The sequence below is a fragment of the Desulfosarcina widdelii genome (assembly GCF_009688965.1).
Lineage (GTDB): Bacteria > Desulfobacterota > Desulfobacteria > Desulfobacterales > Desulfosarcinaceae > Desulfosarcina > Desulfosarcina widdelii.
In genome coordinates, this window is sequence record NZ_AP021875.1 from 2,857,397 (window position 1) to 2,877,452 (window position 20,056).

The 20,056-nt window shown below is 53.4% G+C and carries 20 protein-coding genes; 15 read left to right on the forward strand and 5 right to left on the reverse strand.

Translation table 11 applies throughout. The features are described 5' to 3' along the window. The first annotated feature begins 5 nt into the window (after positions 1–5). The 3 genes from GN111_RS13440 to GN111_RS13450 are packed head-to-tail and all read left to right on the forward strand — an operon-like array spanning position 6 to position 1,685. Positions 6–224 carry a sulfurtransferase TusA family protein gene (locus GN111_RS13440; RefSeq protein WP_155304240.1) on the forward strand — a complete coding sequence of 73 codons (219 nt, stop codon included), beginning with the start codon at positions 6–8 and terminating at the stop codon, positions 222–224. A gap of 16 nt (positions 225–240) precedes the next feature. Further along, positions 241–798: a putative Se/S carrier protein gene (locus tag GN111_RS13445; protein WP_155304241.1), complete on the forward strand. Its 558-nt coding sequence runs from the start codon at positions 241–243 to the stop codon at positions 796–798. Further along, a complete protein-coding gene (locus tag GN111_RS13450; protein WP_155304242.1) occupies positions 786–1,685 on the forward strand; it encodes an NAD(P)H-hydrate dehydratase in 900 nt (299 codons plus the stop codon). Before GN111_RS13445 ends, GN111_RS13450 begins: the two co-directional genes overlap by 13 nt. A gap of 68 nt (positions 1,686–1,753) precedes the next feature. Here GN111_RS13450 and GN111_RS13455 read toward each other — a convergent pair whose 3' ends face one another. The 5 genes from GN111_RS13455 to GN111_RS13475 are packed head-to-tail and all read right to left on the reverse strand — an operon-like array spanning position 1,754 to position 5,428. Next, entirely contained in the window at positions 1,754–2,518 is a 765-nt protein-coding gene (locus GN111_RS13455; protein WP_155304243.1) for an acyl-CoA dehydratase activase, read from the reverse strand. Beyond that, the gene (locus GN111_RS13460; RefSeq protein WP_155304244.1) at positions 2,515–3,792 is read right to left on the reverse strand and encodes a double-cubane-cluster-containing anaerobic reductase; all 1,278 of its coding nucleotides are present in this window, start codon (positions 3,790–3,792) and stop codon (positions 2,515–2,517) included. Before GN111_RS13460 ends, GN111_RS13455 begins: the two co-directional genes overlap by 4 nt. 35 nt (positions 3,793–3,827) lie before the next feature. Continuing rightward, the gene (locus tag GN111_RS13465) at positions 3,828–4,394 is read right to left on the reverse strand and encodes a C-GCAxxG-C-C family protein (RefSeq protein ID WP_170302268.1); all 567 of its coding nucleotides are present in this window, start codon (positions 4,392–4,394) and stop codon (positions 3,828–3,830) included. A gap of 1 nt (position 4,395) precedes the next feature. Further along, on the reverse strand, positions 4,396–4,926 hold the full coding sequence (locus GN111_RS13470; protein WP_197740545.1) for a rhodanese-like domain-containing protein: 531 nt from the start codon (positions 4,924–4,926) through the stop codon (positions 4,396–4,398). Continuing rightward, on the reverse strand, positions 4,919–5,428 hold the full coding sequence (locus GN111_RS13475; protein WP_170302269.1) for a MauE/DoxX family redox-associated membrane protein: 510 nt from the start codon (positions 5,426–5,428) through the stop codon (positions 4,919–4,921). Before GN111_RS13475 ends, GN111_RS13470 begins: the two co-directional genes overlap by 8 nt. Before the next feature lie 479 nt (positions 5,429–5,907). On the opposite strand from GN111_RS13475, the gene GN111_RS13480 reads away from it, so the two are divergent. From GN111_RS13480 to GN111_RS13540, 12 genes are all read left to right on the forward strand, one after another. Beyond that, positions 5,908–7,248, forward strand: a complete 1,341-nt coding sequence (locus GN111_RS13480; protein WP_155304247.1) for a (Fe-S)-binding protein — start codon at positions 5,908–5,910, stop codon at positions 7,246–7,248. Between the two features lie 63 nt (positions 7,249–7,311). Further along, positions 7,312–7,761, forward strand: a complete 450-nt coding sequence (locus GN111_RS13485; protein ID WP_155304248.1) for a hydrogenase iron-sulfur subunit — start codon at positions 7,312–7,314, stop codon at positions 7,759–7,761. Beyond that, positions 7,758–8,246: a hypothetical protein gene (locus GN111_RS13490; protein WP_155304249.1), complete on the forward strand. Its 489-nt coding sequence runs from the start codon at positions 7,758–7,760 to the stop codon at positions 8,244–8,246. The genes GN111_RS13485 and GN111_RS13490 overlap by 4 nt, the downstream gene beginning before the upstream one ends. A 65-nt stretch (positions 8,247–8,311) precedes the next feature. Further along, entirely contained in the window at positions 8,312–8,626 is a 315-nt protein-coding gene (locus tag GN111_RS13495) for an IscA/HesB family protein (RefSeq protein ID WP_155304250.1), read from the forward strand. A gap of 460 nt (positions 8,627–9,086) precedes the next feature. Beyond that, positions 9,087–10,856, forward strand: a complete 1,770-nt coding sequence (locus GN111_RS13500) for a hypothetical protein (protein ID WP_155304251.1) — start codon at positions 9,087–9,089, stop codon at positions 10,854–10,856. Between the two features lie 78 nt (positions 10,857–10,934). Further along, entirely contained in the window at positions 10,935–11,600 is a 666-nt protein-coding gene (locus GN111_RS13505; protein ID WP_155304252.1) for a MotA/TolQ/ExbB proton channel family protein, read from the forward strand. Positions 11,601–11,612: 12 nt separating this feature from the next. After that, complete coding sequence (locus GN111_RS13510; protein ID WP_155304253.1) at positions 11,613–12,020, forward strand: ExbD/TolR family protein; 408 nt, start codon at positions 11,613–11,615, stop codon at positions 12,018–12,020. Between the two features lie 5 nt (positions 12,021–12,025). Further along, positions 12,026–12,745: an energy transducer TonB gene (locus tag GN111_RS13515; protein WP_170302270.1), complete on the forward strand. Its 720-nt coding sequence runs from the start codon at positions 12,026–12,028 to the stop codon at positions 12,743–12,745. A gap of 634 nt (positions 12,746–13,379) precedes the next feature. Next, the gene (locus GN111_RS13520) at positions 13,380–14,171 is read left to right on the forward strand and encodes a DUF4198 domain-containing protein (RefSeq protein ID WP_155304255.1); all 792 of its coding nucleotides are present in this window, start codon (positions 13,380–13,382) and stop codon (positions 14,169–14,171) included. 76 nt (positions 14,172–14,247) lie between these two features. After that, positions 14,248–16,266, forward strand: coding sequence for a TonB-dependent receptor (locus tag GN111_RS13525; RefSeq protein WP_170302271.1), 2,019 nt, complete (start codon positions 14,248–14,250; stop codon positions 16,264–16,266). Positions 16,267–16,961: 695 nt separating this feature from the next. Further along, positions 16,962–19,019 carry a TonB-dependent receptor, PUIUD motif-type gene (locus GN111_RS33910; protein ID WP_419836663.1) on the forward strand — a complete coding sequence of 686 codons (2,058 nt, stop codon included), beginning with the start codon at positions 16,962–16,964 and terminating at the stop codon, positions 19,017–19,019. Between the two features lie 130 nt (positions 19,020–19,149). Beyond that, positions 19,150–20,007 (forward strand): SAM-dependent methyltransferase, encoded by an 858-nt coding sequence (locus GN111_RS13540; RefSeq protein ID WP_170302272.1) that lies wholly within the window; start codon positions 19,150–19,152, stop codon positions 20,005–20,007. Positions 20,008–20,056 lie beyond the last annotated feature (49 nt).

The following is a 20,056-nucleotide window of genomic DNA, read 5'->3' on the forward strand; positions in this document are numbered from 1 at the left end:
GAATCATGAGTACAACCATCGATGCACGCGGATTATCGTGCCCACAACCGGTGTTGCTGACCCTGGACGAAATCAAAAAGGGAAGTGAGTCGGAAATCGTTGTCCTGGTGGACACGGACACTTCCAAGGAAAACGTGTCCCGAGCCGCCCAAAGTCAGGGATGCACCGTAACCGGCGTAGAGCCGGACGGGGATGGCTACCGCATTCTGATAGCCAAGGCCTAAAACATGAAGGTGTAAGGTGGGATTTTTCAATTTTTTCGATCGCACTGCCAAAAAATCGAAACCGGCGGCGGTAAGCCAGGAGGACCGGGGCTTTCTGGTATTCGAGAACACCAGCGAAGTCATCCAGGCGGAAAACCTGCTCAAACGGGAGGGCTGGACCGTACAGGTGATGGGGCCGCCGCCGGAGATCCACTCGGGCTGTGACTTGGTGATCACCTTCCCCCTGATCGAAGAACTGAATATCCTGCGGCTGCTCGATAAAAACCATCTCCCGCCCCTGTCGGTGGTGCCGGTCACCGGTCCGTTGCTCGAACCGGTCGGCATCTACCAGGTCAAGGACTTCGGCGAATACCTCATGGTGCGCGCGGCCAACATGAAGATCGTCGTAGAGAAGAAAAACCGAAAAATCGTCAACGTTTCCGGCGGCGGCTGTCCGGATGTGCCCTATCTGGCCCGAAAGATGGTCGGCAAAACCATTGATGAAGCGCCCCGCCCCCGCGAAATCGGCCACACCCTGTGCGGCTATGCCCTGGAACTGGCTTTCGAGGAGACCCGGGTTCGATGCGCGCCATAGTCGGAACCGTACCGTTCGAGGATTTTCCCCTCACCGTGGGCAAAGTCTCTCTCTCCGGACAGGACCTGCACATCGGCGGACGCACCGTACCCGTCAACCGTGGCACGCCGGCCCTGCTGGCGGCAACGGTCAGAGCCCTGGAAGTGCTTGGCAACGGAAAGGTCACCGGTTTTCTTGTCGGGGACATCGGCCTTGGCAAGGGTAGCCGCCGACTGTATGAAATGCTGGTCCGGGATCTGGACGGATATGATCTTGAAAGCCTAACCTTCCACTACCTGCAGCCGGATGTGGACTGGCATAACCGAGTCCTCTTTGCCGTGGAGGAAATGCCCCGGCGACCGCTGCTGATCGCCGACGCCGGGTTCATGTATGCGGCCAAGATGAGCGGCAGCGCAGCCGAATACGATCTGTTCACGCCGGATGCAGGCGAGTTGGCTTTTCTGGCCGACGAAGCGGCCCCCCACCCCTTTTACACCCGCGGGTTCATCCTGCACGACGAAAACAAAATTCCCGATCTGATTCAGCGGGCCTATTCGCACAAGAATGCGGCTCGTCATCTATTGGTCAAGGGAGAAATCGATCGTCTGGCCAATCGTTCGGGTATTCTGGAAAGCGTCGACGGACCGTCCGTAGACGCCATGGAAGCCATGGGCGGCACCGGCGACACACTGACCGGACTGGCCGCCGCGTTGATCGGTTCCAACGGCCTCTCTCTGACCGAAGCGACCATCGCAGCGGCGAAGATCAACCGCGAGGCCGGTGCATTGGCCGATTTGACACCGGCCAGCCAGGTTGCCGATCTGGTCCGTCGGCTTCCACAGGCAATGGAAAAAGTCCTGGGAGCAGTTTCGCAGCGTTGCGGCTTTCCCATTGAAAAAACGAGGTAACGGGAGCCGCTGTTTTTCGCTTTTTATAGATGTAATGAAAATGGGGGTCGGGTCCGACCCCAATTTTTTTATGAATTGTCGCTTTCGTGGGCCAGCAGCGCCGCCCCCAAAGCGCCGATCTGCTGGGGATCGTCGGGGATGCGGATCCTGCGGCCCAGCTTGGCTTCCAGCAGGGCGCACATGCACGGGTTTTTGGCCACGCCGCCGGTAAAGGCGATATCCCCTTGGGCCGAGACCCGATTGACCATGCCGGCCACCCGGCGGATAACGCTGGTATGCAAGCCTTTGGCGATTTCTCGGGGGTTTTCGCCTTTGGCAATCAGCGAGGTGACTTCCGATTCGGCGAAGACCGTGCACATGCTGGAAATACTCAGCCCGTTTTGACCTTTAAGAGCCGCTTGTCCAAATTCCTCGATCGTAAAGCCCAGGGTTTTGGCCATGATCTCCAGGAATTTTCCGGTGCCGGCAGCGCAGCGGTCGTTCATCTCGAATTTTTTTACATTGCCGTTGTCGAAAAGCGCGATGGCCTTGCTGTCCTGCCCACCGATGTCGATAACCGCCTGGACATCGGGAAACAATGCCCGGGCGCCGCGGGCATGGGCTTTGATCTCCGTAACCGTGGCCGCGTTGAAGGAAATCTCGAACAGGTTGCGGCCATAGCCGGTGGCCATGATGCGGTCGAAAGCCACACCGTCTATCATCTTTTTGGCTTCGGCCATGGGGTCGAATCCGGTGTTGGCCTGAACGCTGTCGAGTACTTCTTTCTTCTCGTCTATCACGACCAGTTCGATGGTGCGCGAACCGATGTCGATACCCGCAAAACGCTTGCTCATCGCAGTTGTTCCACAAAGGCCTCCACCCGCGTCTTCAACTGACCGACATCCTCCATGCTGTAGTCGGTCTCCAGGCGCAGGCAGGGAATCTGCCGATCCTCCAGCGCTTTTTCTACCGGAATGGATTCCATCAGATAAGGCTGGCAGAACTGCAAGCCGTAATGGATCACGCCGTCGGCCTTGGTTTCGGCGACCATCTGCTGAATGTGGTCCAACCGGTCCGGGTTGGGGGTAAAAATGGCACAATCCACCTGAAAATACCGGTCGACAATGGCGTCGAGCATCTCTTCAACGGTCTGTCCGGAGTCGTCCGTCAAGTTACGGGTACCGCGTTCTCCCACGCAGGACTCCTCGCCGACGATCACCGCGCCGGCGGTTTCGACGATCATGGGCAGTTTCCAGTTGGGTACCGCCTGGGGACAGCCGGAAACGAGAATCCGAGGGGTCTTTTTCGCGAAAACGCCCTCTTCGGCCGCAATCCGTTTTTCCAGTTCATCGCAGATTTTGTTGACCGAAGCGGTAAACCGGGCCGGATTGTCGTAAAAGAAAACCTGGTTTACCAGGAGGCCATCCAGACCGGAAACCGGCGCCGGATCGGTTTTTCGCAGCGCGGAAAGCCGATGGAGGGCCGCACGCTTGGCGTTGACCGTCTGGATCCCATCCTTTAACCGCTCGGCGGTGATGGTGACGCCGGTAAGCTTCTCGACGGCCGCCTTAAATCGCAAAAACTCGGCCTTGAGCAGAGCCTTTCCGTTTTCCGATTTCACCTGGGGCAGGTCCATGACGTAGAGATTATCGACCAGACCGGCCAACGACTCGTAGGCCTTCTTCTTTCCGTCGCAGGTGTTCTCGCCGACAATCATGTCCGCGCTTTCCAGGTAGGGACAGACCTTGCCAAGCTTGAAGCCGAAAGAGGATTTGATCAGGGCGCAGGTGTTGCGCGGCAGCATCCTCTCAACGTCCTCGGTGGCGAAATCAGCGCCGGAGCATAGGCCGACCAGGGTAGCGTTGGCCGCCAGGACGATCTCCTCAGGGACAAAAACGCAATAGCTGCCGACAATCTTCCGGCCGGCCGCCTTCTCGTCTACCAATTCCTTGATGCGCAATCCGTGGACCTCGCTCATGACGAAGTCAAAATACCCCATGCCTTCGGGGCGCTGTTTCTGCGCCAGATAGATGTCCTGATAGGCTTGTCCCAAAACACCCAGCAATGCGTCGTGAGCGTCCAGATCCAATCCCAATTCTTTCCACATTTGCCTGTAGTCGTCACTCATGATGGTTTCCTTTAGTCATTAAGGATGGGTAGATTTTAATTTGAAAACAGATGCACGAGGCGTGACAGCATTCCGCCGACCAACGATTGCCGCCGGTTGATGAATGCATGATCTGCCTGGTTGGCCAATTCGGGACGTTTTTCGAGCACCAGACGCGCCGCCATTTCCGCTGCCTGGGCCGTCAGGCGGGCGCAATGCTCGAAATGGACCTTTTTATCTTGTTTGACCTTTTTGGACAGCACCCGGCAACAGGTCGCGCCATGGGTTAGCTTAAACTGGTCATGCAACCGGCGGGCACTGTCGCGCATGTCTTTGCGATGCCGATCAGCACCGTCCTTTCCTAACAGCAATCCGGTGGCCAGGACTGCACCGCTTAATGCGCCACACAGGCAGCCGCTTTCCCCCAATGCGATGCAAAAGGGGGCTGACATGGCCGTGGCCTGGGCGTCGGTCAAGCCGCCCTTCAGCCCTTGGTTCAGGGCTGTCATCACGGCTTCGGTGCAGAGCATCTGCCGCGTCAGATAAAGATTGCGAGCACGATCAGCGATACCGGTGATCAATGTCTCGGTCTCTGCATCCTGTTTATCGGCCTGATCATTCATGCTATTCGACTTTTTCCAGCGGATACTTTGCCCCCTTCCAGGCAAACACCCCGCCCGAATAGCGGTAGACATTCTTGTATCCCAACTTAATTGCCCAGGCTGCGCCATTGTGGCTGCGGGTACATTTTACAAAACCGCAATAGATCACGATGGTCTTATCCTTGTCCGGTCCAAGCATCTCGATAAAATCGTCCTGGGTTTTACCGCCGGTTTCTTTGGTATCCCACTGGTTCATATCCGGTATAGGGAATAAAAACTGAAGCGCTCCCGGGACGTGCCCCTTTTTATAACTGGCCTCATATGGCATGGTATCCACAAGGACCATGTCTTTGCCACTGTCGATCCACCCCTTGAGTTCCTCGGTGGTTACCAGATCGTAGCCGCCGCGTTGAACTTCCCTTACCAGCTTGACTGCGCCTGCCTCCTTTTCGACTTCTTTTTCGAATTTATTGTCGAAAAGGGCCATTGCCGGGCAAGCCAGTCCCCCCACCAAAAGGCCGATCACAGCCAGTTTTAACATCCATTTAACCATGTGCTTCCTCCGTTTGATGGAAATTCTCCAATAGCATTGATAAACGAACGGGCACCATTTTGGCCTGGTACCGCCACCAGTATAAAAAGAACACCCCTGCCATCATGATCATATCTCGATAAAGGGCTGTTCTCAGTCCATGGAATGCCTTTGCCTCGGGATCTTCCGGGCCGAAGCAACCACAATCTACATCCAGTCCCATCCAGATGCCAAAACCCAGAATGACTACAAACAACAACAACAAACCGGTGATGGCCCCCAGGCTTCCGCGAAGATCGACCATTAAACCGGCGCCGGCCAGGACCTCAAACAGAGGAATGACCACGGCTATTGGCATCAGCAATATATCCGGGACCAGCCCGTATGCGTCAATCAGCACGGCAAAGGTAATGGGGGCGAAAAGCTTGGTGACGCCGGAATAGATGAATATACTTCCCAAACTCCAGCGCAATAATCGATACAGCCAAGGCAAAATAGCTATTGCGGAATTCTTGACTCGCATAGTCGGCGCTCTTCGGATAATGGTCGTGCATGGCTGTGTTGACCTATTGACAATCTTAATACCTTTAATTCCCGCTCTTAGCATAGTCAAAGAGTTATTATCTATGCGAATTACCTGCTGCATTGACATAATAAATTTGACTTTTGCCCCCTGTTGAGAGATGGGATAAATGATTAAAAACCCTCTTTTTAAAGGTTTCCTCCATGTTTCGGTTTTTCGGTTTTACATGACAGTGCTCAGGCTTGCTGCCCGGGCCGGTATGCACTGGATAAGACTGAAAAGCCGCATTTCTGTTTGCCATTTCGCTAAGGAAAGCGGTCTGATCGGCGGTGTCTGAATCGATATCGATCCCCAAGGAATCGTTTGGTGGGACATGCACATTTGCCCATCCGACGACAAACGGAGGCATCGGTAACCACAGGAATCGAAAACCTTAACAGCATCTTTTACCGTTCACAGGATGTGCGAGAGGAGAGACCATGAGTGAGACCGAAACTATAAAAATCAGCCATAACCGCAAAGATACGTTTTTGCAGAAGGTCAAGAAAATTCTTCCCGAAGGTGGAAACCTAAACCTTTGCCTTACCTGCGGTGCCTGCGCCTCGGGATGTCCGGCAACCGGGTTGGAAGGCATGGATCCGCGCAAATTTCTGCGTATGGCCGCGTTGGGGCTGGATGATGAGATCACCGGCCACCCCTGGGTCTGGATGTGCTCTTTGTGCCAGCGCTGCGTTTATGTCTGCCCCATGGAAATCAACATCCCGGCCCTGGTTTACGAGGCACGCCAGCTCTGGCCCCGTGAGGATCGGCCCAAAGGCATTCTGGGATCCTGTGACATGGCCCTTCGCAACGACAGTTGCAGCGCCATGGGATCACCCCCGGACGACTTCATTTTCGTGGTGGAGGACGTGTGCGAGGAGGTCCAGAACGATCAGCCGGGATGGGAAAACCTGCAGGCCCCCATGGACAAGGAAGGCTCCCATTTTTTTCTCAGCCAGAACTCGCGCGAGCCGGTAACCGAACCCGAGGAGATGGTTCCGCTTTGGAAAATTCTTCACCTGGTGGGCGCCGACTGGACCTATGGAAGCACCGGATGGGGAGGAGAGAACTATTGCATGTTCCTGGCCGACGATGAGAACTGGAAAGCCATCACCGAAAAAACCGTTCGCAAGGCTGAATCCCTGGGGTGCAAGGTCTATCTCAACACCGAATGCGGGCACTCCACCTATTCGGTCTGGATGGGCGTCCAGCGGCATAAAATTGAAACCGACCTGGAGATTGCCCCCATTGTCCCCTACTATGCCCGCTGGATCCGTGAAGGCAAAATCAAGCCCAGCAGCGACTGGAACAAGGACCTGAAAATCAAGTTCACCGTTCAGGACCCCTGCCAGCAAGTGCGCAAAAGCTTCGGCGATCCCCTGGCCGAAGACCTCCGGTTCGTGGTCAAAACCTGTGTCGGGGAGGAGAACTTCATCGACATGACGCCCAACCGGTCCAACAATTTCTGCTGTGGCGGCGGCGGCGGCTACCTGCAGTCCGGATACACCGAAGCCAGACACCAGTATGGCAAGATCAAGTTCGATCAGGTCAAGGCCACCGGAGCCAAATATGTGGTGACCCCCTGCCACAACTGCCATGCCCAGATTCACGACCTGGGAGAGCATTTCGACGGCGGATATCACGTCATTCACCTTTGGACCCTGATCGCACTTTCCTTGGGCGTGCTCGCCGACACCGAACGGGTCTATCTGGGTCCGGATCTGGCTGAAGTATGGCTGCCCGGCGAACCCGGGACGCCCGATCCGTTTTCGGATAAATAGGGGGCACCGGGTGATTGTCGGGTCCTAAAAAATTCGAAACGCTCCGTTAGAAAAGGAGGAGCCATGGAATCCAACTGCTTCGAACCTCAGATCGTCGCCTTTTGCTGCAAGTACTGTGCGTACGCAGCCGCTGACCTGGCGGGCTCCATGCGCCTGGACTATCCGCCGAATCTGAAAATCGTTCAGTTGCCCTGCAGCGGCCGGGTGGACGTGCTTCATCTGCTCAAAGCTATCGAGGAAGGCGCCGACGGTGTCTGCGTGGCCGGCTGCCTGGAGGGGGAATGTCATTTCGTGGAGGGCAACCTGAAGACCAGGAAAAAAGTGGAAGCTGTTAAAAAAGCGCTCGCGTCTGCCGGGGTCGAACCGCAACGGGTGGAGATGTTCAATCTTTCTTCCGCCATGGGGCCCCGCTTTGCCGAAATCGCAACGGAGATGACCGAGACGATCCGTGGCCTGGGACCGACGCCCGTAGTCCAGAGTCTGACCGTCGAACAGGAAAAGGCCATATCATGATCCAACGCATTCATCTGGACCCGAAACTGGAAAAAATTCTGGCCGGACTGAGAAAAGGTGATAGCCGAAGAAACCGGGTGGCGGATCGGGTGGAAGCCATTATCGCCGAGGCCAAACGGGGCCAGTTGCCCCCGGAGGAGGTGGCTGCGTTCACCCGCAATGGCGAGGCCCGCATCCGGGGGGCCCGCAAATACGATCTTGGGGCCGGCTATCGCCTGATCACGCTGAAACAGAGCGAGGATCTCTACCTGCTCTTTGTCGGCACCCATGACGAATGCGACCGCTGGGTCGATAACAATCGTGTGGGCCTGCCCCTGGAACTGATCGCCGAGCGCTGCCGTACGATCAGCCGGGCAGTTTCGGATGACACCTCACCCATGCAACCCTGCCTGCAAAATTGCCAGGAACCGGAGGAGGATTGGATTCCGCCGCTGAGCGATCAGGATTTGCGGGTGGTGTTCAGTGGGCTGTTGGGCAACAAATGAGTACGGTTTCGTAAGAATTGTTAAAATATTAGAATCAACCAGCTCTTCGAAAGGAATAGACCAAAATGATCCAAGTAAGCAAATCCGCCATCGAGGCGGTGACCGAATACTTCACAACCATAGACGTCAAGCCCATTCGAATCTTTCTCACCCAGGGTTGCGGCGGCCAGCAGCTTGCCATGGCCCTGGATGAGATAAAAGATACGGACGCCGTTCATGACGCCGGAAAATTTCAGTTCGTCATGGACCGATCACTTCTGGATCAGGCGCAGCCTGTCCAGATCGATTATGCCAACCTGGGATTTAAAATCTCATCCAATCTTGAGCTGGGCGGAGGCTGCCAGAGCTGTGGCAGCGCCGGCAGCTGCTGCGGATCGTAAGTCTGAATTTCTCTTTTACGAAACGTGACAACCGGTTCACAAAAACCGCCTTCGGGACTTCAAAAGTATTGACAAATTACCGGTGCCCTTCTATAAGGTTGCCAACCGTGCCATGCAAAGGCACACCGGCATTATGAAAATGCCAACTGTTTAAAAACATTTCAAAAAATATATTAAAGAACCAAAGCCAGGAAGGCCCACGTGCAGAAGCCCGTCGCCCCCTGGCTTTTTTATTTTCCCCAAAATAGGCGTTTCGCCTTTCTCGAAAAACAGAGGGGAATAATTATCTAATGAGATTACGCTAAGCTTTCCGTCTCAAAAGGTGAAACCCTCCGGGATTGCCGATCTCACCGCATCTTCGGCGTTAGCCGCCGCGGCGCATAGCCGACTATAGCGCTACGACGGCTGCCTTGAATCTGCGGCAAGCTCGACAATCGCCTAAATTAGGTTTTCTGAGATTATGAAATTTCACGATTGGACAGTCCTTATCATCGCTTTGGCAATTCTGTTTTTGTTCGCCTCCTGGTTTTCTCCCGCGCCCATCCTGGCAAAAGCCATCGAAAAAGATACGGACGAAGACGGAAAAATCGACCAGGTGGCCCACGTGGACAAGAAAGGAAATCTCGTCCGCCTGGAAATCGACAGCAACGCCGACGAAATCCTCGATAAATTTCAATTCTACCAGGACGGCAAACTGGTTCGGATAGAAAGCGACCGGAACCACGATGGAACCATCGATTCGAAAAACTTTTTCGAACAGGAAAAACGGATTCGCTACGAGCGTTATTCCACGGAAACCGGTAAGCTGGACCAGGTCATCCAATTCGACGACCAGGAGCGGCCTTTGAGCATGCAGCGGGATACCACCGCCGACGGCCGCTTCGACACCCGCTACGAATTCGTCGAAGGCCGACTGGCACGATCCACCCGCGACACCGATGGCGACGACCGGGTGAACAACTGGCAGACCTACCGCAACGACATGCCCGTAGAACTGAAAAGTGACGGAGACGGAGACGGCCGCGTCGAACGGATGGTGCTTTTCGATGAAAAAGGCCAACCCCACACCAGCCGCCACGACCTTGACGCTGACGGCAGCTACGAAACGGTGCGCCGCTACCTGGACGGCGAAATCTCCCGGCAGGAAAAGGACGAGAACAATGACGGCACACCTGATATTGTCCTCGATTTCGCAGATGCCCTGCCAGCGCTTCAGAAGCGCGATACCAACTTCGACGGCAGGTTCGACGTCACCACCACCTACAAAAAGGGAACTCCTGCAAAAGAGGAGAAAGACACCAATTTCGACGACATTGCGGATGTCTTCGTCTGGTACGACAACAACGGCCAACCCCTGAAGATGGAGGAGGATACCCGCTATACAGGACGTATCGACCGCATCCGGCATTATAAAAAAGGCGTCATTGACAAAGTGATCGCGGACGGTGACGGCGACGGCTTTCTGGAAACCCGCACTTATTTCAAGGAGGGCCGAATCGCCACCCAGACCCAGGACGAAAACAAGGACGGCAAAGGCGATGTAACCATCTTCTTCAATAAAAAGGGAGAGAAGATCCGCGTGGAGAGCGATACGGATTTTTCAGGACAGACGGATGCATGGGAGTACTTTTCCGATCAGGTCCTGGTTCGCACCGAGCGGGATGGCAACGGTGACGGAAAGGCGGATCTGAAAGTTTATTACCAGGAAGCTGAGCGAAAGCGCCTGGTCCAGGACCGCGATTATGACGGCCGGTTCGAAACCACCCAGTGGTTCGACCGCGCGCCCTGGTCCATGGTGATGGAAGTGGATGCGGATCTCGATGGAACCCCCGAGGGATGCTACTGCTATCAGGACGAAACGCTCAGGGAGAAGTGGGTGGATGAAACCGGCGACGGCCGATTCGATCTCAAGGAAATTTACAGCGAACAGGGCAAAATCGTTCGCAGCGAGGAGCAGCCGGACGAGAAGGGCCGCTTTGCCATGGTCTGGATTTACGACACCAACGAATCGGCGGTCCGGGCGGAGCAGGACCGTGACGGGGACGGCCGTCCCGATGTCTGTTTCGACTATGCCGAAAACCGGCTGGTAGGCGTTGCCGAAGACACCAACGGCGACGGAAAACCGGATCTTTGGGAAGAATACGACGAGGCCGAAGCCCTGGTCAAGCGATCCAAGGATCTCAATTACGACGGAGTGGCGGATGTCGAGGAAGTCGCAAGCGAAAATTAGCTTTCTGCCTTGAGCTTCAGTCCCTCAGACTACATTATTTCAACCTAATTACCTAATACGATTCAGGAGATTTGTATCATGTTCGATTTTCTTGCCAAGGGAGGCGTTCTGGTTGGGCCGATTCTGCTCTGTTCGGTGATCGCCCTGGCCCTTTTTCTGGAACGTCTCATTCGGCTGAGCCGGGTAAAAGTGCGCGGAAACGGTCTGGTTGCCAGCATATCCAAACATCTGCAAAAGGGAGAAGATGACAAGGCCTATGAAGTGGCCGGCCGGGATAAATCGCCCATGGGACGCATTCTTACCCAGGCCATGGAAGTAAAGGATCAGGATCGCGAAACGTTGGAGACGGTTCTGGTCCATGCAACCGAGGCGGAAACCCGGGATCTTTCCCGCTACCTTCAGGCCCTGGCCACCATCGGCAACATCACCCCCCTGCTGGGCCTTCTGGGCACCGTGATGGGCATGATCAAAGCCTTTATGGTGATCCAGGAAATGGGCGGCAAGGTGAATGCGTCGGTGCTGGCCGGCGGCATATGGGAAGCCATGCTGACCACGGCCCTCGGGCTGGCCGTGGCCCTGCCAACCATGGTGGCCCACAGCTATCTGGTTGCGCGGGTGGACCGCTACGAAGCCCAGCTTCAGGACGGCACCGTGGTATTTCTCAAGTCCATCGGATCTCGAATTCACGGCCATATTCACAGCGGCAAAGCACATACGCATACGCACACCCACGCACATAATTAGAAGGGGGGGGACATGCTGGTCCATAGCAAACGCAAGGCGCGCTATTCGGTGCAGATGCCCATGACCTCTCTCATCGACATTGTTTTCATGTTGTTGATCTATTTTTTGCTCACCACCAACTTCATGGTGGACGAAGGTATCAAGATCAAGCTGCCCCAGGCCAAGGCGGCGGCGCCGCAGACCGAAGAAGTGATCACGGTCTTTGTGGATGCCCAGGGGCGCGCCTATATCAATGAAGAGGAGGTTTCCATGGCCCGGCTGTTCGATCGTCTCAAGGAGAAGATCGGCGCCCGGGAAGACGAACTGGTCGTGGTGCGGGCGGACCGGTCGGTGATGCTCAACAAGGCGGTCAAGGTGATGGACATCGCCAAAGCCGCCGGTGCCGGCAGGCTATGCCTGGCCACGGAAAAGGAATTATAGGCACCATGCAACCGCAGGTTTCCATTATGACAACGGATCGGCCGCCTTCGGCCAACTGGCTTCTACGGGGGTTGATCCTCATCTCGATAGCGATCCACACCGTTATTTTCTTTCACATCTCGGGGATCTACCGATCAAATATGTTGACGTTCATCGAAATGTCCCTTCAAAACGTTGACCGCCCGACGGCAAGGGATATCCCGCGCCCGCGCATGCGCCCCAAGCCCCCCGATCCCAAAGACCAGGTAAAAAAGATCAATGTGGTGCCGAAGCCCGTGCCTCGCATCAAACCGCTGGCCATGGCCCCCGTGGACAGCAATTTACCCGACTCCCTCATGGAGGCCATCAGCGCGCCGGAGGTCCCCCAGATGCCGGGTGTGGATTCATCGGACTGGGTGCCCGGCCCCCAGACCCATGAAGCGGCAGGTGAATTCATGACCGCTGCCAGCTATCTGGACATGGTGCGTCTGAAAATCGAGAGCCGGAAACGCTATCCGGAAGCCGCCAAGGCCAGGAGCATCGAAGGACGGGTCACTATTCGTTTCGTGCTGCTGACCGACGGCAATGTCCGTGATCTGACTGTTACCAAATCGGCCCGCAGCAAGGCCCTGAACGTGGCTGCCATAGATGCGGTTCAGCGGGCCGCCCCGTTTCCCCGGCCGCCTGGCAATCTTTTCAAAGGCGACTTGCCTCTGGAACTGACCATCGTATTTGAACTGACTTGACGGCCATCGTGCGACCGGTGCCGATGGCGAGGCTGCCGCCGTTAAGGCGGTTCTGCACCCCCAAGGTGCAAAGGAGGTGATGAAACAGGCAAAATAGAAAAAGGAAGGGGAAAGCAGTCGGCTCCAGCCAGAGTCTTTCGACTGCCTCCCCCGTGAAGCCCCTGCGGATGGCAGGTGCTCTCAGATATTTTATATCACCGGAGCCCACCGCTTTCAAGTTTTTGCTCGTAACAAATCCCGCCATCCATAGGATCATACTTCCGTTTATCCAGCAATTTGAAGTGGTATTGTCATGCGATTTTCCGATTGATCGGTTGTGCGGTTGTCCATTGTATGAGGATTCTTTCTCAGCATTTGGACAAACGATTTCGGTTCACAAGCCAATGGTCCAATTGAGACTTAGCTAAAGTGTAAGTCATCGCTGTTTCATATCGAAAGAGAGCCAGACTTTACTAAGTACCGTGCATCTATGCTTATCCAACCGAATCTAAAGATCCCGCATCCAAATTGGCAAGGCTTAAGGATATTAATAGGGTATCAGCAAGCCAGTGCTTTTACGAAAATTCCATGTGAATTGATCTGGATAGATTGAAGTATTCGTTTTGAAAACAATCGAATTGAAAGGAACAAATAAATGAATCGAATGCAACAAACCAATTGCCTGATCGCTCTGCTTGCAACATTAATTTTTTTCGCGACGCCGGTCTTGGCCCATGACCTGTGGATTACCATCGACAACTATCAGGCCGATCAAAACAAAGCTGTTACGGGTACGGTTTTCAGCAGCCATTATTTCCCGGCTCCGGCATCGGACGCCACCCCCCCCGAACGAATGGACCGTTTCTTTTTCATTTCCCCCGAAGGCCAGCAGACCAATGCGGTGAACAGCGGTAAGGGCATCTATCGTTCCAACGCCCCTCTTAAAAAAACGGGGACCTACGTCGCCGTAGCGCTTCCGCTCAACACATTCTTCACCAAAACTCCCGAAGGTTACCAGCGGGGAAAAAGCCGCAAGGATGTCAAAAATCCTATCGTCTGCAGCTACTCGCAGAAATTTGCCAAGGCAGTATTTTCGGTGGGCAAACCCGGTGGTGACGCCTATTCAAAACCGATGGGGCATGCCATGGAGATCATTCCTTTGAAGGACCCGTCATCTATAGAAACCGGTGATGTATTGCCTGTCAAAGTCTTGATGGAGGGGAAACCGTTACGGACGTTTGTATACGGCACCTATGCCGGCTTTGCAGAAAACCGCGACACCTTTGCCTATACCACCCGCGCCAACAAGGAAGGCATCGCCGAGATCAAAATGATTCACGACGGGGTCTGGGTACTGATTGTCAAAGCAGAGGATAACTATCCGGATGCGAATGAGTGCGACAAACAGAGATGGGCGGCATCGCTTACTTTTGAGGTCAAAAAATAGAACGTTAAAAAATTGAACCAGCGGTCAGTTGTTGATCATGAAGTTGAAAATGAAATTTTGATATGAGGAGATGAGGATGAAGCGCCCGAAAAATTGGAAATGGAGATTTGTCGATTTATTGATTCCGGTGTTGAGCCTGACCCTTCTGTGCGCCGTCAGCGCCTATTCTCAAGAAAAGAATACAGAAAAGTCGGATGATGTATACAAACTCGAAGAGATCGTTGTAACGGACCTCCTGACAAAAGGATTCGAAGAAAAACTGCATGAGGAACCAGCAACAATTTACACCATTACGTCGGACGAAATTGAAAAGATGGACGTTAAACGGACCCTGGATCTGATTCGAAGAATTCCTGGCGTAACGGCCGAAGACTACAATCAACAGGGCGTTGCAGCCGCCTATTCGTTCAGGGGGTTCAGGGCGGGCCATGGTATCGGCGCCGCATCGTATCTGGACGGCATCCCATACAACGAGATCAATCATGTAGATGGTGATGGCTACCCCGATTACAACACGATTCTTCCGGAATCCATTGAAAGACTTGAGGTGATCAAGGGGCTGTCTTCTCCCCTTTACGGTGGCTACGCCCAAGCAGGAACACTGCATTATATCACAAAGGACAGGGGCGATTTCAACAAGGTCAAGCTATCTGCAGGTTCTTGGAATTACTACCGGGGTGTTGCTGAGATCGCTCGTGAATACGAGCGCTTTTTCACCTATAATGCAGTGAGCACAGAACAGGGCGATGGATACCGGGACCATAGTGACTTTGATGGTGGGAATCTGTTTTCACGCTTCGGTTACAAGATTGACGATGTATCGACAATCCGGTTAACACTGCACTCATACAAATCAAACTGGAATGCTCCCGGCCCTTTATCTCCGGAAGATTGGGATAACGACAACCTAACCAAAGCAACAGCCGACGGTGGTGGTGACAAAAAGAAAAACATGGCCAGTTTGGATTATAATCGTCAACTCACCAAAACCGCATCCGTAAGCCTTCTGGCGTACGGCTACGACAGCGACTTTACCAGATGGGTCGGTGCTGCAAACGAGGAACGGCACGATGAGCGAGAAACCTTTGGTTCACGTGCGATGGTTAACTTTTCCGGCGACCTTGCCAGCTTTAAAAACAATCTGACATTGGGAATCGATTTTGAGTCTATCGAATCGCAGGCGCGCAAATGGAATATTGAAAGCCCTGATAATCGCGTAAGGGAAAGTGTAAAACTGTCGGGCGACTTCGATTATTCAAACACGGCGCTCTATTTCCAGGAGGATTTCTGGCCGGCTGCATTTATGAAAATTATGGTCGGTGGCCGTTATGAAATGTTTGACGGTGACCTGACGAACAACCTGACGAATACCGATTACTCTTATTCGGAATCAATCTTCAATCCCAAGGGAGGAGTCCTGATAACCCCTGTCGACGGACTCGATTTCTTTGCCAACATCGGCAAAGGTTTTGTTTTGCCAAGTGGATATAAAAAATTTGAAAATGGCGACCTCGATCCTTCTGACCTGAGATCCTACGACGCTGGAGTAAGATATCTTCCAGTTCCGGAAATGCTGCTTCAACTTTCATTTTTCAGAACAGACACCGAGGATGAGATAATTACCGATCCGTTTACACTGGAAGAAGAGAATGCAGGCGAAACCAGGCGCCAGGGTGTCGAGTTGTCCGCTGAATGGTACGTGATTCCAGACCTGCTAATTTACGCCAACGGTGCATATCAGGATGCCGAATACGTGGACTATAACACGAGTGGTGGCGATTACTCCGGAAATGACATCAACCGGGTTCCGGAGTGGATTGTGAAAGTGGGCGCGGAATATTTCCCAAGCCTGGGTTTCGGCGGAAGCCTGTCTGCAAATTATACCGGCGAGAGATGGAGCGATTCCGCAAATACGAATCGTGAGGATGATTTCTGGGTTATCGATGCATCCATCCGTTATGCATTCGAAAAAGTGACCTATACTTTATTTGTAAACAATCTGTTTGACGAAAAATATGCAGAACTCCAGAGCGCCACTTCTTATTACCCTTCAAACCCTCTTAATGTGACGCTTTCCTGCAGTTTCGATTTCTAAAAAAACCGAATTCCTGTGATCACCTTCCCAATTAAGTGGTTGGTGATCACAGGAACGGAACAACCTGTATTTTCGGAAGGGGGGCATCGGTTTCCTGATGGGCCCCTTTCCCAAGACACCCCAATTTCAAGTGAATTGTTCTTTCTCTATAACACAGTCTCTTGGCACAAGCCCCTGAGAACCACTTGTATTGAATGGCTGAGATTCACGCTGTAAGATTGATTGTGAATTTCGTTTTCGGCAAGGCTTTCTCTCTTGACGGATCATTACCGGAGTGCTACAAACTGCGAGCATATACTTACATGATGGTGGCAGAAGCTGCCAAGCATTTCAATTTCATCAAAAAAGCTGCTGTCCGCAATACGAGCCACGAAGGCGTTTACCCGTGAATGGGTTTCTGTTTTCGTGGTTTTTTATTTGCGCGGCAATCCGTTTTTTTGAGAACCCGGAAAGGAGGTGAGTGAATCAGGCCAAAACGTTCGGCACCATAAAGATGGGGAAGGCAGCAGACTCCGCTCAGAGTTATAGCGCTACCTTCCCCGGTGAAGTCCCTCGGGTTGAGGGTTGCTTCGAAAACCACCATACTACCGCGTCGTGTTCGCGTCAACGTGTGCTTTTCAGGCATCCCGCCAATCTTCCCGAGGCCAGTTTTTAATTGTTGAATCGGACAGTTATTGTAAAAAAGGATAGCGAACATGAAATTTATTCGGTTCGGCCTCGCGGGATGGATAGGGCTTTTCATGCTCTTTTTCATCCCGACATCCGTCTTCGCCCAGGAGACGGACTCCGTCGAGGAAGAGAAGGTCTATCGACTGGACAAGGTTATTGTAAGGGACCATCCACTCAAGGAAGAGTCCATGGTCGTGACGCCGCAGGCGACGATCTACAATGTGGACGATTTTAAAAAGGCCGGCAAGGTGGAAACGGTACAGGACATACTCAGTGAAGCGCTGGGTATCAGCGTTCTCTCCTCATCCTCTACCCCGGCACAGAATGAAGGGGTCTATATCCGCGGGATGGACCAGTCGCGTTACCAGGTGTTCATGGATGGCCGTCCCATCAGGCTTCACGGAAGCCATGGATATTTTAAGATGGACTGGACGACGCTCCCCATTGACATCATCGAGACCGTCGAGGTCGTTCGCGGAAGCCACTCGCTTCTGTTTCCCTTTTCCATGGGCGGCGCGGTTAACCTGATCACCAGAAAAGGCGAGAAGACCGATGAAGCCAGACCCCATGGATCGGTGCAAACCAATTTCGGTGCCTTTGGTGCCCAAAGTTACAGCGCCAGCGCCAGTGGCGGCATCGATAACGCTATCGGGTATTCGCTCGCTGCCGCCCACAGGGAAGGCGACGGCTATTTGCGGGGCAACGATTACGACACGGACAACGTCAACGGCCGCCTTACACTCTATCTGCCGACTGACGGATCGATCACCTACGGAGTCGACCATGTGGATACCGTTACCGGATATGCGGTCATCAACGATCCCGACGATCCGGCATCCAATTACGACCCGGACTATCCCGTCGTTCGGGCCAGTGAGGTGGACACCTTCAGCCACGATTACGAGGGGACGTGTTATGACGGCGGAAAGAACCAATGGGAAAAGACCGTTAACGACCAGAGTCTTCTTTTCGAGCAACCGCTGCCCATCGGTGAGTTGCGAAGCCAGATTTACAAGCAGTTGTCCAAACGGGATCGATATCGGAATAATGCCGACGGATCGGAAAGTTCAAACTATAAGGAAGAGTACACCCATGGAGCTGCTCTGGATTATTTGAATATAAATGTCCTCGACAGCCATTATTTTTCCCTTGGCGGCGATTATCGCGATCAGGGTACGCCGGACAACAAGGACTTTTATTCCATTACGGCGCTTTACGTCCAGGATGTCTGGGACATTACCCCGGACACGGCCCTGACCTTCGGTACCCGCTGGTATAAATTCGAAAGCGATGCCTACGAATTCGCAAACTCCTCTCAAGCGACCCGACGGGTGGAGCGGGAATGGTGTCCCAAAGCGCGGCTGGATTACAACTGGGATGACAGTTTATCCCTGTATGCCTCAGTCAGCCGCGAAATGCGAATGCCTTGAATTTGAGATCTCTGGAGATGGGCCCGGGCTGGGTCCAACGAAGATTATGCAGCGGCAAATCCCGATTTTAAAACCGAAACATCATGGACGTACGAAGTTGGAGGGATCAAGAAGCTCTGGAAAGACACGAAGTTCAGGGGTGCATTTTACTACTCGGATATCAGCGACTATCAGCAGCACAATTATATCAGCGCTGATGTCTCGGCCCTTGTCTACAACATCGATATGGTCGTATACGGGGTGGAGTTGGAACTGTCGAGAAGTTTCAGGCAGGATCTGAGCGGCTACCTGGCCTATACCTACCAGGACTGGAATGCCGAAAACCACCCCATGGATACCGAGCAAACCCACTATCTGCTCCAAAATCAGCCCCGCAACAAGGTGGTTTTAGGGCTGAACTACAAACTATGGGAAAACGGAGTGGTCGAACTCAACGCCAAGTACATCGGCGAGAGATACAACAAAAGTCACGAAGCCATGGAGGATGTGATTGTTGTAAACGTCGGCGCTCAACACACCTTTAAACTGCCGCATCAATGCGAGCTGGTCTTGAAGGGGTATGTCAACAATGTCACTGACCAGGATTACCAGCTCCGCTACGGTTACGACATGCCCGGCACCAACTGCGGCATTGGAATGACACTCAAATATTAACCCGAAACCTTTGGGGGCCTGCTTGTCTGGCAGGTCTCCAAAGGTTTTTTTATTAAGGCGTATCGCAATGAAGAATCGGAACCAAGTATTCGGTTGGAGTTATCTTTGTAACCTGACGATCTGTATTTTTATGTTTTCATCGCTTGCCTTGACGGCCGATGTGCATGCGGACGGCAAAGTTCAGGGGAAATGCTACGTAATTGGCACAGGACCGGCGGGGCCGGAGCATGCCACGGTAAAAGCCATCGAAACGATAAAAAAAGCGGACTTCATCTTTTGCTCCGATCAGATGCAGGATCGTTTTTCCGACTATCTGAAGGGTAAAACCATCCTCGGCAGTCCCTGGCGGGGCAAATTTAAATATAGTTGGCGGGATCGGGACAAACTGAGTCCCGAGGAAAAAAAGCTCTATGTGGAAGAAAGGATCAACTTCTGGGACCAAACAGCCGCAAGGATCAGGGAGGAAGTGGCCCGGGGTAAAACTGTTGCGATACTGGACAGCGGCGATCCATGCGTATTCGGCCCTTCGCACCGCGTGATCGAGGGGCTCAAAGAGGATGAATTCGAGATCATCCCTGGCCTGGGCTGCTTTCAGGCGTCCATGGCCGCGTTAAAAAAATCGTCGATTCCTGCCTATGACACACGATTCGTCATGCTTACCGCCCCCATGTTTCTTTTCGGTCGGCCGCAGGATGACGCCATTTTGAAGGATCTTTCCAAATATCCGATAACGATGGCCTTCTACATGGCCCTCAACCATGCGGACACACTGATTAACAGTCTTAACAAGTACTATCCCAAAGACCTTCCCGTGGCGGTTGTCTACAATGCAGGTTTTCCGGAAAAAGAGAAAGTGATCATGGGGAACCTGGATACGATACTGGCAAAAATCAAGGCTGAAAAAGAGAACTGGCTGGGAATGATTTTCGTCGGCCGGTGCCTTGAGGGCCAGCCGCAGCGCGGGATGGTCAAGTTCGTATCTCAATGACCTGCCGGAAGATCCGGTTTCTGGATGGATAAAAAACCAATCATTCGAT